Genomic DNA, 17,820 nt, shown 5'->3' with positions numbered 1-17,820 from the left:
CTCGATCCACGCGCTGAACTACTGTGGCTTCTTCGAGGTAGGTCGGCGTGCTCGTTCAAGAACGGGCCAATAGCACGTGCTTTTCCACTCGTACGTTTGGCTTGGGCACGGGGGATCCGAATTGGCTAGCCCCCAGCATCCCCCGTTGATCTCAAGTTCCCCCGGACGTCGACAGGGAGCACGTTTCTGTCCAGGAAGGGGATCCTCTGGCACATCGAGCGAGATCGCTCCAGGCGCAACGGGTGCACCTTGCGATGACACTCGCACAGTGACCGAAGCATCGGCGAGCGACGCGGCATCATCATCTCTCCGTGCTTCGATGTCCGGTGCTTCGCCCGATGTGTCGACTGTGATTCTCGGATGAGGACCGTGCCCCATCCACAAGATGCACGCCACCGTTAGCAGTACCGCTGCAATCGGGACGAGTCCGCGCAGCTGAAGTCTTGTCTCTACATGGGGCTTGGTAGGCTCAATGACTGGGACCCTGACCTCCTCTGCAGGCACCCGCTCCGATACAACCTTCTGAACCTCTGGTTGCCACCGCACGCTCATCGGCTGGGCCTCTGAGCTGGCTGGAGCAGGCACCGAGTCCTCAAGTGGCACATCCGCCTCGGGCCCCGCGTGTTCCGCCACAGCCTCTGCGGCCTCGGCGATTTCTCTCGCCAGTCCCCGCGCTTCTGGCTCCGCCGAGAGCATCCGCTCGATCAACTCTGACAGCTCCGGAATCACCCTCGGATTGAGCGACCGAGGCGGCTCGCGCGGTGGAGGCGGGGACCGGATCGGATCCATCTTCGCCTCCGGATCCGTTCCCGGCGGTGGATACCTCCCCGTCACCAACCTGTAGGCCGTGACTCCCAGCGCATACAGATCGTCATAGGAACGCGCCGCATAGTGCGCACCGCGCTGACGCAGGTGGTGCCACTGGTAGCGCAGCGCCTCGGGCCCACGGTACTCGCGAGTCCCCGGGGGCATGAGGCTCTCCGTCAGCGGAGATGCGCCCGCCCACGTGCCCGAGCCGAAGTCCGTGAGGAACGCCCGGCCCTCGGGCTCCACCAGGATGTTGTCTCCCTTTACGTCCCGGTGCAGGCCGCCGGTCTGGTGTACAACTTCCAGCCCCCAGGCCACCTGCGCCAGCACCTGGAGCACCTTGCGCGAAGAGGGCTTGTGCACCCGCGCCCACTCGTACAGCGGCGCCCCGTGGATCCACTCCATGACCAGATAGGGGTAGGTGATGCCTTCACTGGAAAGCCACCACCCCCGGTCCAACAGCTCCGGGATGCCCGGGTGCCGCGAGCGCGTGAGCAGCTCCACCTCGCGAAAGAAGCGCGGATCATGGGGGAAGCGCGCCACCTTCAGCGCCACCGTCACTGAGCCCGGATGCCCCGCGCGTCGAGCCCGGTAGACGACACCGTAGGTGCCACCGCCGGCATAGGTCTCCACGCGCCACGGGCCGACCAGACTCCCAGGTCTGAGCGAGTCGGGGGTTGGCTCGTCCGTCATCGCATGCCTCACGGTGCGCAGGGCGGTCAGCTCCGCCGGGGCGCGCAGACTACCCAATGAGTAGGCCGCCGTCATTCCGCTCTGTCAAGTATGTTGGCCGCGTGCTGTGGAGAACGCCCATGAGCACGGGTCGGCGCTTCTTTCGACTTGGTCTCAAGGAAGTCATCGCTTCCGGTGAGCTTTTTGGGCTAGCCACTACCTACGGATTGTTGGGAGACGCCGCGTGACCACTGGCAAGAGCCGCACCACGGACGAAAAGGCGCAGTTCCGAGAGTCGCTCGAGCGCAATCGCCGCAAGTTGGAGAGCTGGCCAGAGTGGATGCGCCAAGGTTCCGTCGGCGAGCGTGCCGTGCGCGAGACGGCCTCTGAGGCGAACAAGCGCGCTCATCGCGACGACTCGAAGTAGGTGACAGCTCTCTCTTCCTCCTGAACGGTCACCCGGCCGTGGGCCGTACGAGCGAGCAGGCTGAGCCGTGGCCTCTACCCTGGCTCACAGCCCCAGAAACGCGAGCAGTGCGCCCAGGTCCTCGTCTGAGAGGGCCTCTCGGCTGTAGAGCGGCATGCTGCCGCTGACTCCGAAGAACTGGCCGTGACGTACCTTCTCGATGACCACGAGCTGATGCGGCACGCCCGGGAAGAGCGAGTCGTACTCGTCGGTCACCTCCGGAAGGATGGACGCGAGCTGGGTCAGCCGCCCTTTGCCCGTGTGCGGCTCGCCGTGACACGTCTGGCAGGCCGCGCTGTACACCTCGGCGCCTCGGCTCGAGCTGCCCCTAGGCACGTCCTGGATGTCCTTCACCACCGTGAGCGGCAGCGCCGGCGCCTGTGAGTCCGGGCTGATGTGGACCAGGTACTCGTACAGAGCGCGAGACTTCGGATCCTCCGCCGTCAGCGGTGACACTCCCCGCATGAAGTTCACGTAGCAGAAGTTCACCGCGTTCAGCAGGTTCGTCTCGTAGCCACCCCACCAGCTCGGCCGGAACGCCGAGTTGTACAGCGAGTAGCCCGCTCGGACGTGTCCCTCCTCTGGCTTGGCCGTGCTCGCGTGGCACGTCGCGCACGAGAAGCTGTTGAATTGGCTCTCTGACAGGCGCGAGTCCTGGAACAGTTCCTCGCCGAAGTCCTCCGCCGAGGTGGCTCCGCCACAGCCCACGGTCAGCACGCTGGCCACCAGCCATCCCCACCTCATGGCTTCCTCCGCACCAGCGCCACCGAGTCCGGGAAGATTCCCACCTGCACCGTCTTCACCACCGTCCTCTCGGCCAGGTCCACCACGTGGAACGTGCCGGGGCCCACGTGGTCGCCCTCGCAGACGACCAGCCCGTATCGCTCGTCCGGTGTCATCGAAAACTGGTGCACGTTGACGCAGCCACTCGGAGCCAGCGGAATCGACGGGGGCCGATAGGTCGGAGGGACGATCGCCTCCGGGTCGATGATGGCGATCGCTTCGACTCCTTGATACGGCATGTAGAGCGTACGGCCGTCTGCGGTGAACTCGCCGAACATCGGTGCCCCATCCAGGATCACCGTGCGGTCCGGATCCATGGTGAGCGTCTCCGGGTTGAGGTACTGCACCGAGTGCGTCGCCAGGGAGCTGACCCGCACCTCTCCTGTCGTGGGCGACACCGTGAGGGCATAGGGCTCATGCCGTGGCGCCACGGCCGTCCCCGCGTTGGGCGCCACCTTCACGTGTGTCACGGGGTGGCTCGCCTGCGCCAGGTCCACGATGGCCACCTCATCCGACCAGCAGGCGATATACGCGCGCTGCTCGTCCGGCGACAGTCGCACCGCGTGCGGAGCAGGGCACACCGAGACCATCTCCCCCTTTCGAGTCATCGTCTCCGCGTCGAGGATGGCCAGGCGCGCGTACATCTCCTGCTCCGTCCCCCCACGCTTGGCGACGGTCGAGATCCTCAGCAGATCGAAGTGCGTCTGGTACAGCGTGCGCCCGTCCTTGCTGATGATGACGTCACCCGGGTTGGGGTCCACTCGCACCGAGCCGATGATGGTGTTGGTGGTCGAGTCCAGCTTGAGGCAGTAGCCGTCCGCCGATCCCGAGCCGTGCGTGCCGTGGGGCCCCGAGCCTGAGCCGGGCACGTAGTTGGAGATGCCCACATAATAGGAGGTGCCGTCCGGAGAGACGGCGGTGTGGTGAGGGCCCTCCAGCTCCACGGGGTTGAGCCCCACCGGAATGCGCGCCAGCTCCTTCCAATCCGCCGAGCCCATCGTGTCCAGGTCCAGCAGGCTCAGCGTGTCATCCATGTTGTTGGTGATGATGAGCCGTCCGGCGGGGCCGATGGGTGGCAACGGCTCTGGCGAGGGCCACGGCCGATCCGTGCCGTACTCCAGCTCGGGCACCTTCAGCGGGCCCGTGGTGTCCTTGTCCCCGCACGCTCCCAGCGACAGAGGCGCGAGGATTGTCAGCAGCAGTCGGGTCCGTGTCATGGCGTGGCGACCGCCCGACGGAACGTGTGCGGCGTCGCCAGCCGATAGGGGCCCTCCTTGAGCCGGTTCTCTTGAAGGTACGCGCTCGTGATCTGGAGCGAGAGATCCTGACCATTCGCACCGGCCACGGCGGTCCACGATGCGGCGTCCATCTGCCAGGACAGATCCGAGGTGAGCACCTCTAGAGGACATTCACGGCCCGGCACCGTCACCTGCACCAGATAGATGTCTCCCGTGTAGGGCGGCAGGTGCGCCTCGGCGGTGGGGACCAGCAACTCTCCCAGCCAGGCCAGAGGGCCCCGCTTCTGCCGAGGGAATGCCCGGGCAAGTCGTCCCGGCGTGTCGCGGTCCAGCGAGGCCCGCAGCGGCGACGTCCACGAGATCAGGGGCGGGCTGGCGTTGGAAGCGAGAGTCGCCCCTGCGGACGGCGACGTCACCGTGACGGCGCGCGAGGAGTCCTGGGGCTTCTTCTGCGCGTCCACCATCGTCATCCACGCCTCGTCCGTGGCCGAGCCGCCGTAGAGAGGATCGCCGCACTTCGAGGGCTCCTCCTCCTCGTCTTTGCCACAGGCGGAGGTGAGCAGCAGCGCGGAGGCGCAGATACTCCCAAGGATGCGTCGTCGTGTCGTCATGAGGATCCGTCTCTCTGGTGAGGGGCCCGCCGCGAGCGAAGCCCGAGGGTGAGGGTGATCAACAACAGGGCCGCCGGGACGAGGCCCGAGGTCGTGCTGCAGCCGTCCTTCTGGGGCTGCTCCGGCTCTGGTCCCGTGCCCGCGTCCTGAGGCGGGGGAGGCTCCACGCCGCCGTCGGTGTAGGTGGGGGCCCCGAGGATCGCCGCGAGCTGCGGCCAGCGCGAAGGACAGAACTGCGCCACCGGAGTCTCCGCCGCGCAGACGTGTGAGCCCTGGATGCCCGTGAGCCCGAACACGGGCTCCCAGGTGGTGCCCTCGTCCTGGCTGCTCGCGAACGCCCAGTCGTGCACCCAGCTCGAGCCGCATCCATAGAGCGTGTTGCCCACGCGCAGCGCGCACGCGTTGCCGTTCGGCAGGGTCAACTCGGTGAACGCCTCGTCATCCTTTCCGCGATACATGTGCACGGGCGTGGAGACCCAGACGGTGCGCCCGTCCGCCGAGGCCTCCGCGCCGATGATGACATCCGCCGTATCCATCGCTGCTGTCAGCGTGGCGCCTCGGTCCGTGCTCTTGAGCAGGTAGCTGAGGCCCTGCGCGGACACCCGCGCCCAGAGCACGTCCGGAGAGGCGTCACTCACCAGGAGCAGGATGAGATCATACGGACGCTCGAACTGGGACAGCGGCTGGGGCAGGCGCGTCCACGTCTGGCCTCCGTCCTCGCTGCGGAGGAGGAACATCGCCGTCTGTGTGTCCTGGGCGGACACGTAGATGATCCGAGGGTCCGAAGCCGCGATGCGGATGGCGGAGTAGCGGATGTCCGGCGTCAACGGGGTGAGCGCCGTCCACGTCTCTCCGCCATCCTCCGAGCGGAAGATGCCGTTGCCCGCCGAGGGCTTGCCCGTGGTGGCGTACATGATGCGCTCGTCCGTGGGGTGCACGGCGAGGTTCGTCACCCAGGTGTCCTTGAAGAACGGATGCGAGGTCCACGTGCACGCCCCGTCCTTCGAGCGGATCAGCGTGCTGCCCGTGGCGGCGAGGATCTCCCCGCCCGTCAGCCAGAAGTAGCGCTCCGGACGCCAGGCGCCGATGCCCATGCCCTCGGGGCAGAGCCACCGCCACGTCTGCCCGTGGTCGCGAGAGATGACCGCGCCGAAGGATGCTCCCAGGATGAAGTCGTTCTCGCTTCCTCTCCGCACGCTGGCGTTGCTCGTCTCGGGCAGACCCGCGTGGGCCAGCGCGGGGGCGGCTCTCAGCGTCAGCAGGACGAGCAGCAGCCTCCAGGGGGGAAGGGGGGACATCTTCTTCACGGATGGACTCCGGGCAGCGGACGGGGCTCCTACGATAGCGCCCGGACGCTGTCCGAGCGCGAGCCTTGCATCGACTTCGCGGTGAGTCGATGTGGCTTTTTGCCCCAGGGGAGCAGCTTCGCGGTCTGCCTGCCCGCTTCGCGCAGGAGATCCGTCCCCCAACGCGCGCCCGCCGCGAAAATGCCCGGCCCTTGAGCCGGACATGGCTCGCTATCTGGCCGAGTGCGCACGGCACGAGGGGCTGAGCAACCTCACGGCGGTCCTCCTTCCGGCGGGTTCTGGGCTCGTTCCCGCCCGCCGCGCGGGCGCGTGGAGGACCACTGCTTCCTCCCGAACCAGTACTTTCTCGTCTTCACCCGCGCGGATTGAACCCAATTGTCGAATTGGAAACAGCGGAGCAGGCCCACCCCGATCCGCGCCCCCTGTACGAGAAGCGCTTCTATGAGCGCAACGCACGCATGGCCGAGAAGGTGGGCGGGATGCTGGGCCAGCCCCGCACCTGGTTCGCGGTGGTGGGCTGTCGAAGGCCCCCTGAGGGAATCCCTCTTCTTCAGAGCGGTGCACGCGGGCGGGGTGTGGTTGTTTGGTCCACCTCCGGCGGGTCTGTCCCGACACGGTGGGGGTTGAAGCACGTCGCCAGACAGTTCCAAGCGGTATAGGAATACGGCATGGAGCAATCCTCGGCGGGATCCAACAAAGTGGATGAGAGCGGGCAGCCGGGCGCACCCGGCGGGAGCGCCTATCAAGTCGTGCAGTGGCTGGCCACGCGCGATGAGGTGGATACGGCCGTCCAGCTCTACGAGGACATGAGCGCGGCCCAGCGCGATCGGCTGCTGAAGGAAGCGGTCGGCGCGACGGTGGAAGAGCGCAAGAGTCTGGTGGAGGTGCTGCGCAAGGCGCGCGACTTCACCGGCGCGGCGCGGCTGCTGCAGGGCTTCGGCTCGGACGCGGATGCGGCGGCGCTGTTCGAGCAGGGTGGCAACCAGGTGGAGGCGGCCGAGGCGTACTTCCGCGCGGGCGACATCGCCAAGGCGGCGGCGGCGCTGGAGCGGGGCGGCGCGCTGGAGCGGGCGCTGGAGCTGTACCGCGGCCTGGGCGCGCGCGAGTCCATGGCGCAGTGCCTGGCGCGGCTTGGCAGGCCCCTGGAGGCCGCGGCGGTGTACCGCGAGCTGGGCAACGTGCACGCCGAGGTGGAGGCGCTGTGCGGCGTGCCGGTGGATGATCCGCGGCACCTGGAGTCCGTGCTTCGCATCTGCACCCTGCTGGACAACGAGGGGCAGCCACGGCGCGCGCTGGCGCTCCTGGTGGACACGCTGAGGGGCTCCGAGGAGGCGCGCAAGGATCCGGCGGTGCTGGCCGAGCAGGCACGGTTGCTGCGGCGGGTCGGCCGGGACGCGGAGGCGGACGAGGTGCTGGCCCAGTTGCCGGGCTTGGGCAGCTCCAATTCGGGCGTGCCGCCCGTGGCTCGGGTGACTCCGGCCACCAGCGGCTATGGCTATCTCAAGGCCATCCCCATCTTCGGGGAGCTGTCGCTGGAGGACATGAAGGATCTGTACCGGGTGGCGCAGCAGGTGCTCATCCCGGAGGGGGCGACGGTGCTGGAGAAGGGAGCACAGGGCACGGGGCTCTTCGTGCTGCTGGAGGGCACCGTGGACGTGTTCAGTGGCCCGGAGCCGGATGCCAAGCGGCTCAACACCCTGGGGCCCGGTGCCTACCTGGGAGAGATTTCGCTCATCCAGGACGGGCCCACGTCGGCGCATGTTCGGGCTCGTACCGCCGTCCGGGCGCTGCGCATCACCCGCGCGGGGTTCCAGCACTACCTGGACACGCACGAGGGCGCTGCGCTGCGCATCTATCGACTCTTCACGCGCAACCTCGCGGCTCGAGTGCGCGCATTGAGTGCGTGAGGCTCGGCGCGATGGACGAGCTTCAGCGACGCAAGGACAAGGGCGCTCGGCTGCTCGGGCTGGAACAGCTCGAGGGAGCCCTGGCGGAGTATGAGCACGTGGTGAAGCTCGCGCCAGATGATGGGGCGAGTCATCAGCAGGTGGCCGAGCTGCGGGAGCGGCTCGGGCGCCGGGCGGAGGCGGTGGCTGCCTATGAGGAGGCTGCGCTGGCCTTCGCACGGGTGGGCCAGTTGCTGCGCGCCATCGTGGCGTGCAAGGGGCTCCTGAAGCTGGAGCCGGGGCACACGCGGACGCCGCGCTCCTTGGCGGATCTCTATGGATGGCAGGGGCCCAGCCTGCGAGGCACCGCGAACCCGCCGCACAAGGAGTTCGCGCCGCTGCCGGACGGGCGTGGGCCTGCAGCGGGGATGCCGGCGGTGCCGCTGTTCTCGCAGTTGGCGCGCGAGCCCTTCGCCGCGGTGGTGGAGGCGATGGAGGTCCGCAAGCTGCCGCTGGGCCAGTCCGTGGTGGAGGAGGGCGATCACGGCGCGTCGATGTTCGCGCTGGTGGAGGGCCGGGTGGCGGTGGTGCGCCACCTCGAGGGCGGAGAGCGGCGCAAGGTGGGCGAGCTGAACGAGGGCTCCTTCTTCGGAGAGCTGGCGCTCATCTCGGAGGGGCCGCGCCTGGCGAGCGTGCTGACGCTGGCGCCGGTGGTGCTCCTGGAGTTCACGCGCGAGCGGCTGGTGCAACTGGAGCGGCGGCACCCGGTGGTGGGGCAGGTGGTGCAGTCCTTCTACCGCGAGCGGATGGTGGAGAACCTGCTGCGCAGCAACCCGGTGTTCACGCCGCTTCAGCCCGAGCAGAAGCAGGCCGTGGCGCGCGAGTTCGAGCTCCGCGAAGTGAAGCCGGGCGAGGTGGTGCTCGAGCAGGGGCAGCAGGGCGACGCGTTCTACCTGCTGCTGCGCGGCCGCTGCACGCCGTACCACGTGCAGGGGGATGGCCGGGAGCGGGCCTATCCGCCGCTGCGCGAGGGCGATGTGTTCGGAGAGATTTCCCTGCTGCTCGGCAAGCCGGTGACGGCGACGGTGCGGGCCGAGGTGCCCAGCGTGGTGCTGAAGCTGGACCGGGCCGCCTTCGAGCGGCTCATTCTCAGCCAGCCGGGGATGCGGGGCGCGCTCACGCGGGTGGGCACGGAGCGGCTCCAGCGCACGGCGAAGCTGCTCTCGGGGCGGGAGCTCCACGAGGGCGACCTGCGCGTCTGAATCTCTCGGCTCCCGGCCGGGCGCTGCTCAGGCGCTCTCGGGAGCCAGGGCGATGGGGTGCTCGCTCAGCCAGTCCTGGCAGCGGCGGATGCGCGCGGCGGCGGTGGGTAGCCCCATGTCCTCGAGGAGCTTGCGGTAGGGCTCGAAGTCCTCGGGCGTCCACACGGGGCGGGCCTTGATGTCGGCGAGCATGACCATCTCTTCGGCCGAGCGGCCCACGGCCTCCTGGCTGGCGGTGAAGAGCGCGGCCATGACCATGCGCGAGGGCTCGGCCTCCACGGCGATGGCGGCGTCGGTGAACCAGGTGCGGGTGGCCTCGTCCAGAGAGGTATCGCGAGCCTTCTGACGCAGGCGCTCCAGCATGCCGGAGAGCAGCTCGGAGTCGAGCGCGCCCTTCACGGCGCGGATGAGGTTCTCCACGGCGGCGCGGCGCGTGGTCTCACTGGTGGCGGAGCCCTTCACAGCGCGCAGCGGCTCCCAGAGGACGCAGGTGAACCAGAGCTCCTCCTCGGGAGTGAAGAGGGGCGGGGTGGAGCGCTCGCGGAGCTTCGCTTCGACGCGGGTGGCGCGCTCCTTGGCCTCGCGGGTGATGCGCTCGATGATGCGCGGGTCGGACTGCACGTGCTGGAGCAGGGCATCCATGTTGCCCTCGCGAGCCTTGTTCAGCGCGTCGAGCACCTCGGGGGACAGCTCGTCCTCGGCGAAGCGGGTGAGCGCCTCGAACTTGTTGGCGAGTTCGTGGTGCTGGGTGCACCACTCGCGGAACTGGACGTCGAAGACGACATCCAGCACAGGGATGTCCTCGGGGCGGAAGGTGCCCTTGCTCGAAGGCGAGGAGAGCAGCGCCGCGACACAGAGGGCCTGGCGGTCCTCGGGCGAGAGGCCGGACTCAACGGCGCGCTGGAGCACGGCGGCGCGGAAGGCATCCAGGAAGGCGCGGGTGCCGAACTGGCGCACGGTGCCGATGAGCAGCTCCCGGTGGGCCTGGGCGGGATTCTGCTCGACGGTGTCCGGCAGGGCCTCGAACGCCTGGGTGAGGTGGGCATCGAAGGCGGCTGAGTCGAAGCGCAGGCTCGGAGCGGGGCCCCACTTCGCCAGCAGGGAGCCCAGGTGGTCCAGCGCGCGAGACAGCTTGGACACATCCGGATCCCCGAGCAGCTCCATCGCGGCCTTGAGGTCCGCGGCGAGCGGGTGGGGGGCGGCAGACGGGGCCGCGGCACGCGCGCGATCCTCGGCGGCGTGGCAGGCTTTGTACTTCTTCCCGCTGCCACAGGGGCAGGGATCATTGCGGCCGGGCTTGGACGAGCTCATGGCGCCACCCTACCGCCCTTCGACCTGTTTCCAGAGTCTCGCGGCAGGCCCGAGAGCGGAGTAGTTGTACACCCCATGAATTCGGGGCGGCCCGCGGCAAGCAGGCCGCCCCTCGTTGCGTGCGCAACTGCGCCGTCAGTCCTCCTCGAACGAAACGGAGAAACCCTGCGCCGCCGCGATGGCTTCGGACATCGCACTTAGCAAGGTTGTGCCCCGCGATCAGCCTGTCGACGGGGTGTCCCGCTTGTTGAAGTATCCGGTGAACCCACACCACTCCGGGAAGTCGCCAGCGAAGACGAAGAAGTCATCAATGTTAATCAGTCCGATGGACTCCAGGCGACGGGCGAACTCTGTCGCCGCCTCCAATCCGAAATGCGGACCGAAGGAGATCAGCTCCTCGTTCACATCCAGTGGCGCCTCGGTCTCCATCGTGTCGAGCAGTTTGCGGTAGCTTACGCCACGCTGCTCAAGCGCCGCTCGCCGCACCACAAGGCCGAACTCCGATGAGAGGTTCACGGTGGCCATGATCGCCTCTACTTTTCTGGTGGGTATGTGATCGTGACGTTGTGGACGGGCATGTTCTGGACGGGCTGGAAGATCTGGAACCAACCCTCCTTGCCAGCCTTGTTGAGCGCTGCGGAGTCTACTGTGAAGTCGATACGGACGGGCCCGGTCCCTCCAGGTCGTGGTTCCCCAGGCACGGTCACGTAGATGCGTCCACTCTCCCCGCCGACTCCGCCAGGGATGTACGTGCCACCATTATCGATCCAGAGCTTCGCTTCGGTCTCCGTGACCCATCGGCTCACCGGCACATACCCTGGCGGGACAGGGCTGGTCGCTGCTCCGGGCCCGCGCGGGTAGACGACTCGCCCGAGGTTCTTTGCGGCGTCACCCGGAGCCGCTTGCATGACATCAGCCGGTGAAGGCTTGATCCCCGTGTGAGGGCCAGGGGCATGAGCCGTACCGGGTAACAGGAGAACGGTCACTCCTACCACGGCGGCGCTGCCGACGAATCGCACGGCCGCCAGGAGTCCGCGGCCGGCTGTCACCCAGAACCCCGGCGGTGGCGCCTCGATGGGAGGCAGCTCGGGCACCGGGGGGGCCACCATGGGAGGCCCGCGGACTGTCGGGAACTGCATGGGTACGCGCACCGGCGTGGGGTCCGCGTAGGGCATGTTCCCGGAGGGCGGTGGCACGTATGTCGGCGTGCCCGGAGTCACGATGGGGACTTCCATCTGTCCATCCGGATCCCAGTACAGGACGGGGTTCTGCCGGACGTGCTGGTAGGGGTGCAGGCTCCAGGGAGACGTGAGGAACTTCGGATCGGGAGTCTTCACCGGAGGATCGGGGGTCAGCCAGCGAGCTGTCTCCGGTGCCATCCAACGCGCACCGTGATCGCTCCAGCCGGTGTGTGCGTCGGTCAGCTTGTTGAGGGTGTTGAGCGGCTCGCCCGCGTGGTCGACCTCACCCACCTGGCTGCCTCCGCCTTCGAATTCCCGGTACGCATCGATGGGTACGCCGAAGGGCTCGTAGCGGCGCTCCTCGTACACGCTGGCATCCGCGCGCGTCAGCAGCGCGGGACCGGCGGACAGACCCGCGTGGAAGTAGAGGGTGCCCGCTGCCTCCCACAGGGCGCGCTGCTGAAGTGACAGCCGTGCCCCCTGCACGCCTGCATCACAGGACAGCGCCAGCAGCGAGACGGCCAGCGTGCCTGCCAGCAGGCGCTGGCCTCGGCCGCGCATGGGTGCCCGCAGCGCGAGGACTGCCAGCAGGACGAGGCCCATGGCGCCCAATACCAACCCGGGCAGGCCGAAGGCCACGGCCTCGTCCACGGTGGCGCCCGTCACGCTTCCCAGGCCCGTGGCGCGCGCGAGGGCGCCCGACTCTGGCACGGGCGTCTGTGTCACTCGGGCGATGACGCGGCTGTCCAGCATCACGTAGCGCTCGCGCTGGCCCTGGCGCTCGGTGAGCTGGGAGGAGAACCAGTACTGGGTGTCCCCGTCGGGATCGCGGGTGAGGATGCGCAGGCCGTCATAGCCGTAGGCGTGCTCCACCGTGGCGGCGGGAGTCTCCGTGCCCGGCAGCGTCACGCGCACCAGTTGGTCCAGGCCGTTGTACTCCATGGTGCGTCCGCTCTGGCTGATGAGGCGGCCGGCGGCGTCGTAGTCCAGGAGGGTGTCACCACTGGCGGAAGCCACGCGCGTGAGTTGGCGCGGGCCGAAACCCCTCTCGCCGTAGTGGTAGCTGCCTTGCAGAAGGCTCAGCGCCTTGGGGCCCGAGGCCTGGCGCTGCACCATGTTCTGCAGGCCGTCATACTGGTAGCTGAAGTGGAAGGAGGCGGTTCCCTCGCCCAGGGTGCCGTCGGGCAGCTTCACCGCGCCGAGAATGGCATCGGTGAGGCGGGCCGCCTCGTCATAGTCGAAGGTCGAGGCGTGGTTGAGGCCCACGCCGTCGTCGTCGGTGACGGTGGTCGGCGCGCCGTAGCTGTTGCGCGTCACCGTGACATCGTAGAGGGCCACGCCCGTGGTGGGGCGCAGGGTCTGGATGTGACGGGGAAGGCCCAGCACGTTGCGCTCGTACACCTGGCGCACGCCGTTGCCGTACCTTTCTTCCAGCACTCGCCCCGCTGCATCCAGCTGCAGCGCCTCCCAGTAGGTCCCGATGCGGATGGCACGGCCGGCGGGGTCATAGGTCGTGGGAATGCGGACGCCATCCACCTCGGAGGCGAGCGGCAGGCCCGAGGGGCTGTAGGACGTGGCTTCTTCGGCCCAGATACCGTCGACGGAGCGGCGGTGGCGCGCCTCGCGGCCAAACACGTCGTAGGTGAGGTGCACCTGTCCTCGAGGCTCTTCGACCCAGGCCAGGCGGCCCGAGGTGTAGCCGGAGGAGGTGCCGTCCTGGGCGAGATCGTAGTGGTAGACGAAGGCGGTGCCGTCCTCGCCCAGCGTGCGGGTGAGACGGCCCACGTCGTCGTAGAAGTACTGGCGCGTCTGGTTGGCGCCGTTGGTGTGGTGCGTCAGCCGGTTGCGATCGTCATAGCGCAAGGTGCGCGCACCAATGTCCGGGTCGTCCGCGCTCACCAGCCGGCCCAGCGAGTCATAGGAGAAGCTGTGGGTGACGGTTCCGTCCTGCAGGCTCAGCGTACGGATGCGGCCGGCGGCGTCGTAGGAAGCACCCACCGACTCGAGGGTGGTGTCCACCTGCCGCTGGGTGCGAGTGATGCGCCCCAGCCCGTCGTACCGCGAAACCACGGGGGCGAGCTCCGAGTCCGTCAGCGTCGTCTCGAAGGCCTTGTAGCCGAACGTGCGGATGGCGTTGTTGGGCAGCGTCTGCTGCACGATGCGCCCCTGCGCGTCATAGGCCAGGAGCTGCCCCACGGCATTCGTGGGCCGCGCGGTGGGCAGGGCTCCGTCCCAGTAGAAGGGCTGCGCGACGTAGACGACGCGGCCGTGTGCATCCCTCTCGCGCCAGTCGGACACCGTCCAGAGTGACGGGGAGAGACGGGTGGCGGAGTAGAGCGCCTCGCCAGCGCCGTTGGACACCGTCACCTGCTGGCGCCAGGGCCCGCCCTCGACCCAGTCTCCCGTCCAGCTGCCTTCCAGTGCTTCGGGGGCGCCGTCGAAGGAATAGACGAGGGTTTTGGGACGAGGCGCTGCCCAGTCATAGAAGTAGCGCACGTGGGGCGAGGCGCCGCCCACCGCGAGGGTCATGGGGCGGCCGAGGCTGTCGTAGGTGACTTCCGTGGTGATGCCATCGGGGTCTGTCAGCGTGCCCGCCAGGCCCGCCACGTCATCCCACTGCAGCGTCCAGGTGAGGTTGCGGCCTGCCTCGGGAGAGACGGTTTCGGAGACGGGGTGCAGGTGGTTGGCGTCGTACGTCAGCGTGCGCCAGGTGCCGGAGGAATACTGGCGCGTGGGGTTGTCCCAGGCGTCGTACTCCGTGGAGGACTGGAGGACCCAGTGAGGGTTGGTTGAGTCAGCAAGCCAGGAGTGGGTTTCGCGCACCAGGCGACCCGCCCGGCACTGGGTGCCATCGGTCCAGGAGTAGACCTGGGAAGCGTCGCCATAGAAGACGCGGGAGTGAGACACCAGGGTGCCGTCAGCCTCCAGCAGCCTCTCTTCGCAGAGGACATCTTGTACCCAAGCCACGTCATCGCTGGCGAAGGCGCGCCGCACCGTCTTCTCGTCGCCAGTGATATCGAGCCGACCGTGGTGAACCTCCTCAATGGGGCGCACGCGCACGTCGTAGCTGTAGGTGGTGAGGGTCTCGATAGGGGAGGAGACACCCTCGTAATGGAAAGTGCGCGAGTCGAGCAGTGCCGGCTTGCGAAGCAGAGGCACATCGGGAAGGCCGTCGACCGGTCGCGCCTCGTAAGAGGAGAGGGCCCTTGTGTACAAGGTGCCGAGCCCATCCTTCTTCGTCGCTTCCAGAGGAAGGCCCCGCAGCACGCGCGAGGCGCCGGAGCCCTCCTCGTAGCGCGTCTCGATAGAGAGGGTGTCTGAAGGAGAAGAGCCGACGGCGCGGGTGCCGCCCGTGAGGAAGCCGCCGAAGCGGCGCTCCACACCGTCCCAGAAGCCGTCGCGCACGGTGTACTCGACGACGCGTGCGGGCTCGCCCGCTCCGGGTTGCACCTCCAGGCGAACGGGAACGGGAATGGAGGTGGGCAGTTTGCGCACCCAGGGAGTACCAGCGGCCTCCGCGGCGACAGAGAGCTGACCGCTGCCCTGGTAGGAAATGGAGAGGGCCTTGCCCATGCCATTGTCGATGCCTGTCAGCATGCCTGCGCTGGTGGCTCCCGCCATGTCCAGGGCCCACATGCCGTTGGTGCTGCTCCACACGATGTCTTCACTGCCGTTGCCGGTGACGTCTCCCAGCGCCACCACGGTGGAGGTGTCATTGGGGCCAGGGCAGGCCAGGATGCGCGCCGTCGTCTCGACGGCTCCGCCACCGCGGCCCGGGTACCAGTGGGCGTAGCCGTTGAGCAGGTACACCAGGTCCATGAGGCCATCGTGGTTGAGATCGCCCAGGCGCACGTTGGCGGTGTTGGTGGAATCCCCCCAGGGGTAGTTGAAGGTGCCAGCGGAGACGAAGGTGCCGTCACCCTTGCCCAGAAACAGCTTGTACCAGCCGCTGCCCAACTGGACTGCGTCAGCCAGGCCGTCGCCGTTCACCTCGTGGAAGCGCACGTTGGGGCCCGGCATGAGGATGGCCCCGTCGATGCCTGGGCGTGTCACCGAGGCGCTGAGCCCGGAGGCCCTGTTCCAGCGGACGCTGAGGCTCTCGCTGCCGGTACGCACCACGTCGACGCGCCCGTCTCCGTTCAAGTCAGCAAAGAAGGTGGAGTCATTGAAGAGGGGAAGGGAATCAGTGCCCAGCCACTTGGTGGTGGGGCCAAAGGCCTCGCCCTGCAGGAAGTTGATCTGCCAGGCCTCGCTGAAGAAGCGCACCAACTCCGGGCGTGAGTCGCCGTCCACGTCGATGAGGCGTGAGGAGGAGAGCACAGCGCCAGCGGCGCCTGAGATGGGACGTTGAGGGGCAAAGCCCGTCCCCGTGCCCTTGCGCCAGGAATGCCCCGAAGCGGTCAGCCGCAGCAGGTCGGTGACACCGTCCCCATCTATATCCACCAGGGAAGTGCCGTTGACGTTGAGGGCCCAGCCAGCAGCGGCCTCCGTCTGCACCAGGTTGGGGTTGGAGCGTGGTGCATAGGAGAACGTGAGGGTGGGAAGTGAGCCCTGGCGCAGCTTGCCGAGCATGGAGAGGGAGGCCAGGCGGCTGAGAGGCAGGGACACGTCGTAGCCAGGCACGTAGACGCGCAGCAGAGTGCCGAAGGAGAAGACGCGCACCTCGGTGAGGCGCTGTGCCGTCTCCACGCGGAAGCCGGTGCGGTAGCTGACGGTGATGTCGGGCCGTGCCCCGTAAGCAAACTCCACGCGGAAGGAGGAGTTGGGCCCCCACACCACCGAGGAGAGGTACTGCTGCCCGTTGTGCTGGAGGTAGCCATACGTCACCGTCTGGCCAGTGGGGTGAACCGCCTCCTCGAGGTACCAGCCGGCCACCCGAGTGCCCTCGGCTTGGCGCCCCGCAGCCGTCACGCCCAGCCGGTAGCGCACGCCCCCACTCTCCGTCACGACATAGCCATCGCCGTCCCTCTCCACCTTGAAAGCCTGCCCGCGCCCCTCCAGCCGCCAGGTGCTATCGGCCAGCGCCACCAACCGACCTCCCCCTCCAACGCCGACCAACTCCAACTCGTCGGATGCGCCGTAAGTCGGCACGCCCAGTCTTACGCTGCGCTTGAGGGCCATCTGCGGCAGGGCCCAGCCCACTCCCAGCGGCCCGTTGCCCACCTCGCCCGAGTACGAAAGCGACAGCTTCGGAGCAAAGCCGGCCACGCCCGCTGGTACGTCCAGGGGCACCTGGTAGCTGACCTGTCCGCTGAACACCTCCACACTGGGGTCGTCGGCCATCCCCCGCACGCTGCCCGGCCCGTCTGGCAGCTTCAGCGTCTGTGCATTCACCGCCCCAGGCGATGGATCCGCCGCCGCCCAGGCCACCGCCCCCCACAACACCACCGCCACCGCCAACACCCTGCTTCGTTCCAAAACGTATCTCCGCCCGTGCATCGACAGGCCTCCGTGATGAAAGAATGTTGAGACATGCAACTGGGGCACACCTCCCCGCCCTCAATCTCGGGGGCTGGATGGGCACCACACAGCAAAAGACAAACGTTCAATGAATTCCGCAGTCCGGATCGGCTCTCATCCGGCGCTTCCGAGCACTTTGATCTCCCGCTGCCGTTGCTCGCGGTCCTTGACGCCCTGCCAGGGATACATCATTCCGTCGGGAGCCGGCATGTAATACGGGAAACACATCTCCCCGATCCGTTCAATGCCCTGCTTCACGCCGACACGGCTGTCGAGCCTCTTACCTCCCCCAGGAAGGCAGCCGCTGAGGACCTCGCCGAAGCTGGCACCATCATCGGACACCAAGAGCCAGACATCGTAGTCGCTGAGGAGGGCATCATTGTCTCCTGGACGCACCAGGAGGGGCTTCTCGAAGACGAAGGCCGTGGTCCGGCTCTCGCAGTCCACGAGGAGCTGTGCGAACACCTGGTAGTGCGGCTGCTTCGGAGCCGAGGAACTCTTGGGGCACGTCTTCCAGTTCGCCCCTCCTGGCGCGGCCTCCTTCCCTGTTCCAGAGAGCGTGGCTGTCAGACACCGGGGCGTGTCTCCCGTTGGCGGCATCCTGGGAATGGGGAATGCGTCCCGCGGCAGACGAGCCTTGAGCAACTCGGCGTCCACCCGCACACCTGCCTCCGCGGGCCCTTTCGGATAATACCTCCTGGCGTCCGTGGCCAGCGTCAGGGCGAGCCTCGCGGTGGCCTCGAGTAAACGCGATACATGCTCTTTCGAGAGACACTGCCCCCGCGTTCCAGCATCTTCCGCCCGGGCCGCGGTTGCCATCAGCAGAGAGAGGGCCA

Annotated in this window: 12 protein-coding genes; 3 read left to right on the top strand and 9 right to left on the bottom strand. The window is 67.9% G+C overall.

The window, feature by feature from the left end; all coding sequences use genetic code 11:
• Positions 1 to 18 precede the first annotated feature (18 nt).
• Positions 19 to 1,575, bottom strand: coding sequence for a serine/threonine-protein kinase (locus KY501_RS10790; protein ID WP_224362752.1), 1,557 nt, complete (start codon positions 1,573 to 1,575; stop codon positions 19 to 21).
• Between the two features lie 148 nt (positions 1,576 to 1,723).
• On the opposite strand from KY501_RS10790, the gene KY501_RS10785 reads away from it, so the two are divergent.
• Entirely contained in the window at positions 1,724 to 1,906 is a 183-nt protein-coding gene (locus KY501_RS10785) for a hypothetical protein (protein ID WP_224362750.1), read from the top strand.
• A gap of 84 nt (positions 1,907 to 1,990) precedes the next feature.
• On the opposite strand, the gene KY501_RS10780 is transcribed toward KY501_RS10785, so the two are convergent.
• The 4 genes from KY501_RS10780 to KY501_RS10765 are packed head-to-tail and all read right to left on the bottom strand — an operon-like array spanning position 1,991 to position 5,875.
• Entirely contained in the window at positions 1,991 to 2,689 is a 699-nt protein-coding gene (locus tag KY501_RS10780; RefSeq protein ID WP_224362749.1) for a c-type cytochrome, read from the bottom strand.
• The gene (locus KY501_RS10775) at positions 2,686 to 3,945 is read right to left on the bottom strand and encodes a beta-propeller fold lactonase family protein (protein WP_224362748.1); all 1,260 of its coding nucleotides are present in this window, start codon (positions 3,943 to 3,945) and stop codon (positions 2,686 to 2,688) included. Before KY501_RS10775 ends, KY501_RS10780 begins: the two co-directional genes overlap by 4 nt.
• Positions 3,942 to 4,577 carry a hypothetical protein gene (locus KY501_RS10770; RefSeq protein WP_224362747.1) on the bottom strand — a complete coding sequence of 212 codons (636 nt, stop codon included), beginning with the start codon at positions 4,575 to 4,577 and terminating at the stop codon, positions 3,942 to 3,944. The genes KY501_RS10775 and KY501_RS10770 overlap by 4 nt, the downstream gene beginning before the upstream one ends.
• A complete protein-coding gene (locus KY501_RS10765; protein WP_224362940.1) occupies positions 4,574 to 5,875 on the bottom strand; it encodes a WD40/YVTN/BNR-like repeat-containing protein in 1,302 nt (433 codons plus the stop codon). The genes KY501_RS10770 and KY501_RS10765 overlap by 4 nt, the downstream gene beginning before the upstream one ends.
• Positions 5,876 to 6,552: 677 nt before the next feature.
• Between KY501_RS10765 and KY501_RS10760 the strand changes: the two genes are divergently transcribed.
• Positions 6,553 to 7,791, top strand: coding sequence for a cyclic nucleotide-binding domain-containing protein (locus KY501_RS10760; protein WP_224362746.1), 1,239 nt, complete (start codon positions 6,553 to 6,555; stop codon positions 7,789 to 7,791).
• 11 nt (positions 7,792 to 7,802) lie between these two features.
• A complete protein-coding gene (locus KY501_RS10755) occupies positions 7,803 to 9,032 on the top strand; it encodes a cyclic nucleotide-binding domain-containing protein (RefSeq protein ID WP_224362744.1) in 1,230 nt (409 codons plus the stop codon).
• A gap of 27 nt (positions 9,033 to 9,059) precedes the next feature.
• Here the strand turns inward: KY501_RS10755 and KY501_RS10750 are convergent, their stop codons facing one another.
• From KY501_RS10750 to KY501_RS10735, 4 genes are all read right to left on the bottom strand, one after another.
• Positions 9,060 to 10,343 carry a YecA family protein gene (locus KY501_RS10750; protein ID WP_224362742.1) on the bottom strand — a complete coding sequence of 428 codons (1,284 nt, stop codon included), beginning with the start codon at positions 10,341 to 10,343 and terminating at the stop codon, positions 9,060 to 9,062.
• Positions 10,344 to 10,562: 219 nt separating this feature from the next.
• Positions 10,563 to 10,868: a hypothetical protein gene (locus KY501_RS10745; protein ID WP_224362739.1), complete on the bottom strand. Its 306-nt coding sequence runs from the start codon at positions 10,866 to 10,868 to the stop codon at positions 10,563 to 10,565.
• An 8-nt stretch (positions 10,869 to 10,876) separates the two neighbouring features.
• Positions 10,877 to 16,942 carry an FG-GAP-like repeat-containing protein gene (locus KY501_RS10740; RefSeq protein ID WP_224362737.1) on the bottom strand — a complete coding sequence of 2,022 codons (6,066 nt, stop codon included), beginning with the start codon at positions 16,940 to 16,942 and terminating at the stop codon, positions 10,877 to 10,879.
• Positions 16,943 to 17,098: 156 nt separating this feature from the next.
• Complete coding sequence (locus tag KY501_RS10735) at positions 17,099 to 17,647, bottom strand: hypothetical protein (protein ID WP_224362735.1); 549 nt, start codon at positions 17,645 to 17,647, stop codon at positions 17,099 to 17,101.
• Positions 17,648 to 17,820 lie beyond the last annotated feature (173 nt).

The organism is Hyalangium versicolor, from assembly GCF_020103695.1.
Classification (GTDB): domain Bacteria; phylum Myxococcota; class Myxococcia; order Myxococcales; family Myxococcaceae; genus Hyalangium; species Hyalangium versicolor.
The sequence above is the reverse complement of the archived record's forward strand: the minus strand, read 5'-3'. Positions and strand labels throughout refer to the sequence as shown.

Bases quoted from the DNA above. Each gene is read 5' to 3' on its own strand.
- KY501_RS10790 (WP_224362752.1), bottom strand. From the start codon at position 1,575: ATGACGGCGGCCTACTCATTGGGTAGTCTGCGCGCCCCGGCGGAGCTG.
- KY501_RS10780 (WP_224362749.1), bottom strand. From the start codon at position 2,689: ATGAGGTGGGGATGGCTGGTGGCCAGCGTGCTGACCGTGGGCTGTGGC.
- KY501_RS10775 (WP_224362748.1), bottom strand. From the start codon at position 3,945: ATGACACGGACCCGACTGCTGCTGACAATCCTCGCGCCTCTGTCGCTG.
- KY501_RS10770 (WP_224362747.1), bottom strand. From the start codon at position 4,577: ATGACGACACGACGACGCATCCTTGGGAGTATCTGCGCCTCCGCGCTG.
- KY501_RS10765 (WP_224362940.1), bottom strand. From the start codon at position 5,875: ATGTCCCCCCTTCCCCCCTGGAGGCTGCTGCTCGTCCTGCTGACGCTG.
- KY501_RS10760 (WP_224362746.1), top strand. From the start codon at position 6,553: ATGGAGCAATCCTCGGCGGGATCCAACAAAGTGGATGAGAGCGGGCAG.
- KY501_RS10755 (WP_224362744.1), top strand. From the start codon at position 7,803: ATGGACGAGCTTCAGCGACGCAAGGACAAGGGCGCTCGGCTGCTCGGG.
- KY501_RS10750 (WP_224362742.1), bottom strand. From the start codon at position 10,343: ATGAGCTCGTCCAAGCCCGGCCGCAATGATCCCTGCCCCTGTGGCAGC.
- KY501_RS10745 (WP_224362739.1), bottom strand. From the start codon at position 10,868: ATGGCCACCGTGAACCTCTCATCGGAGTTCGGCCTTGTGGTGCGGCGA.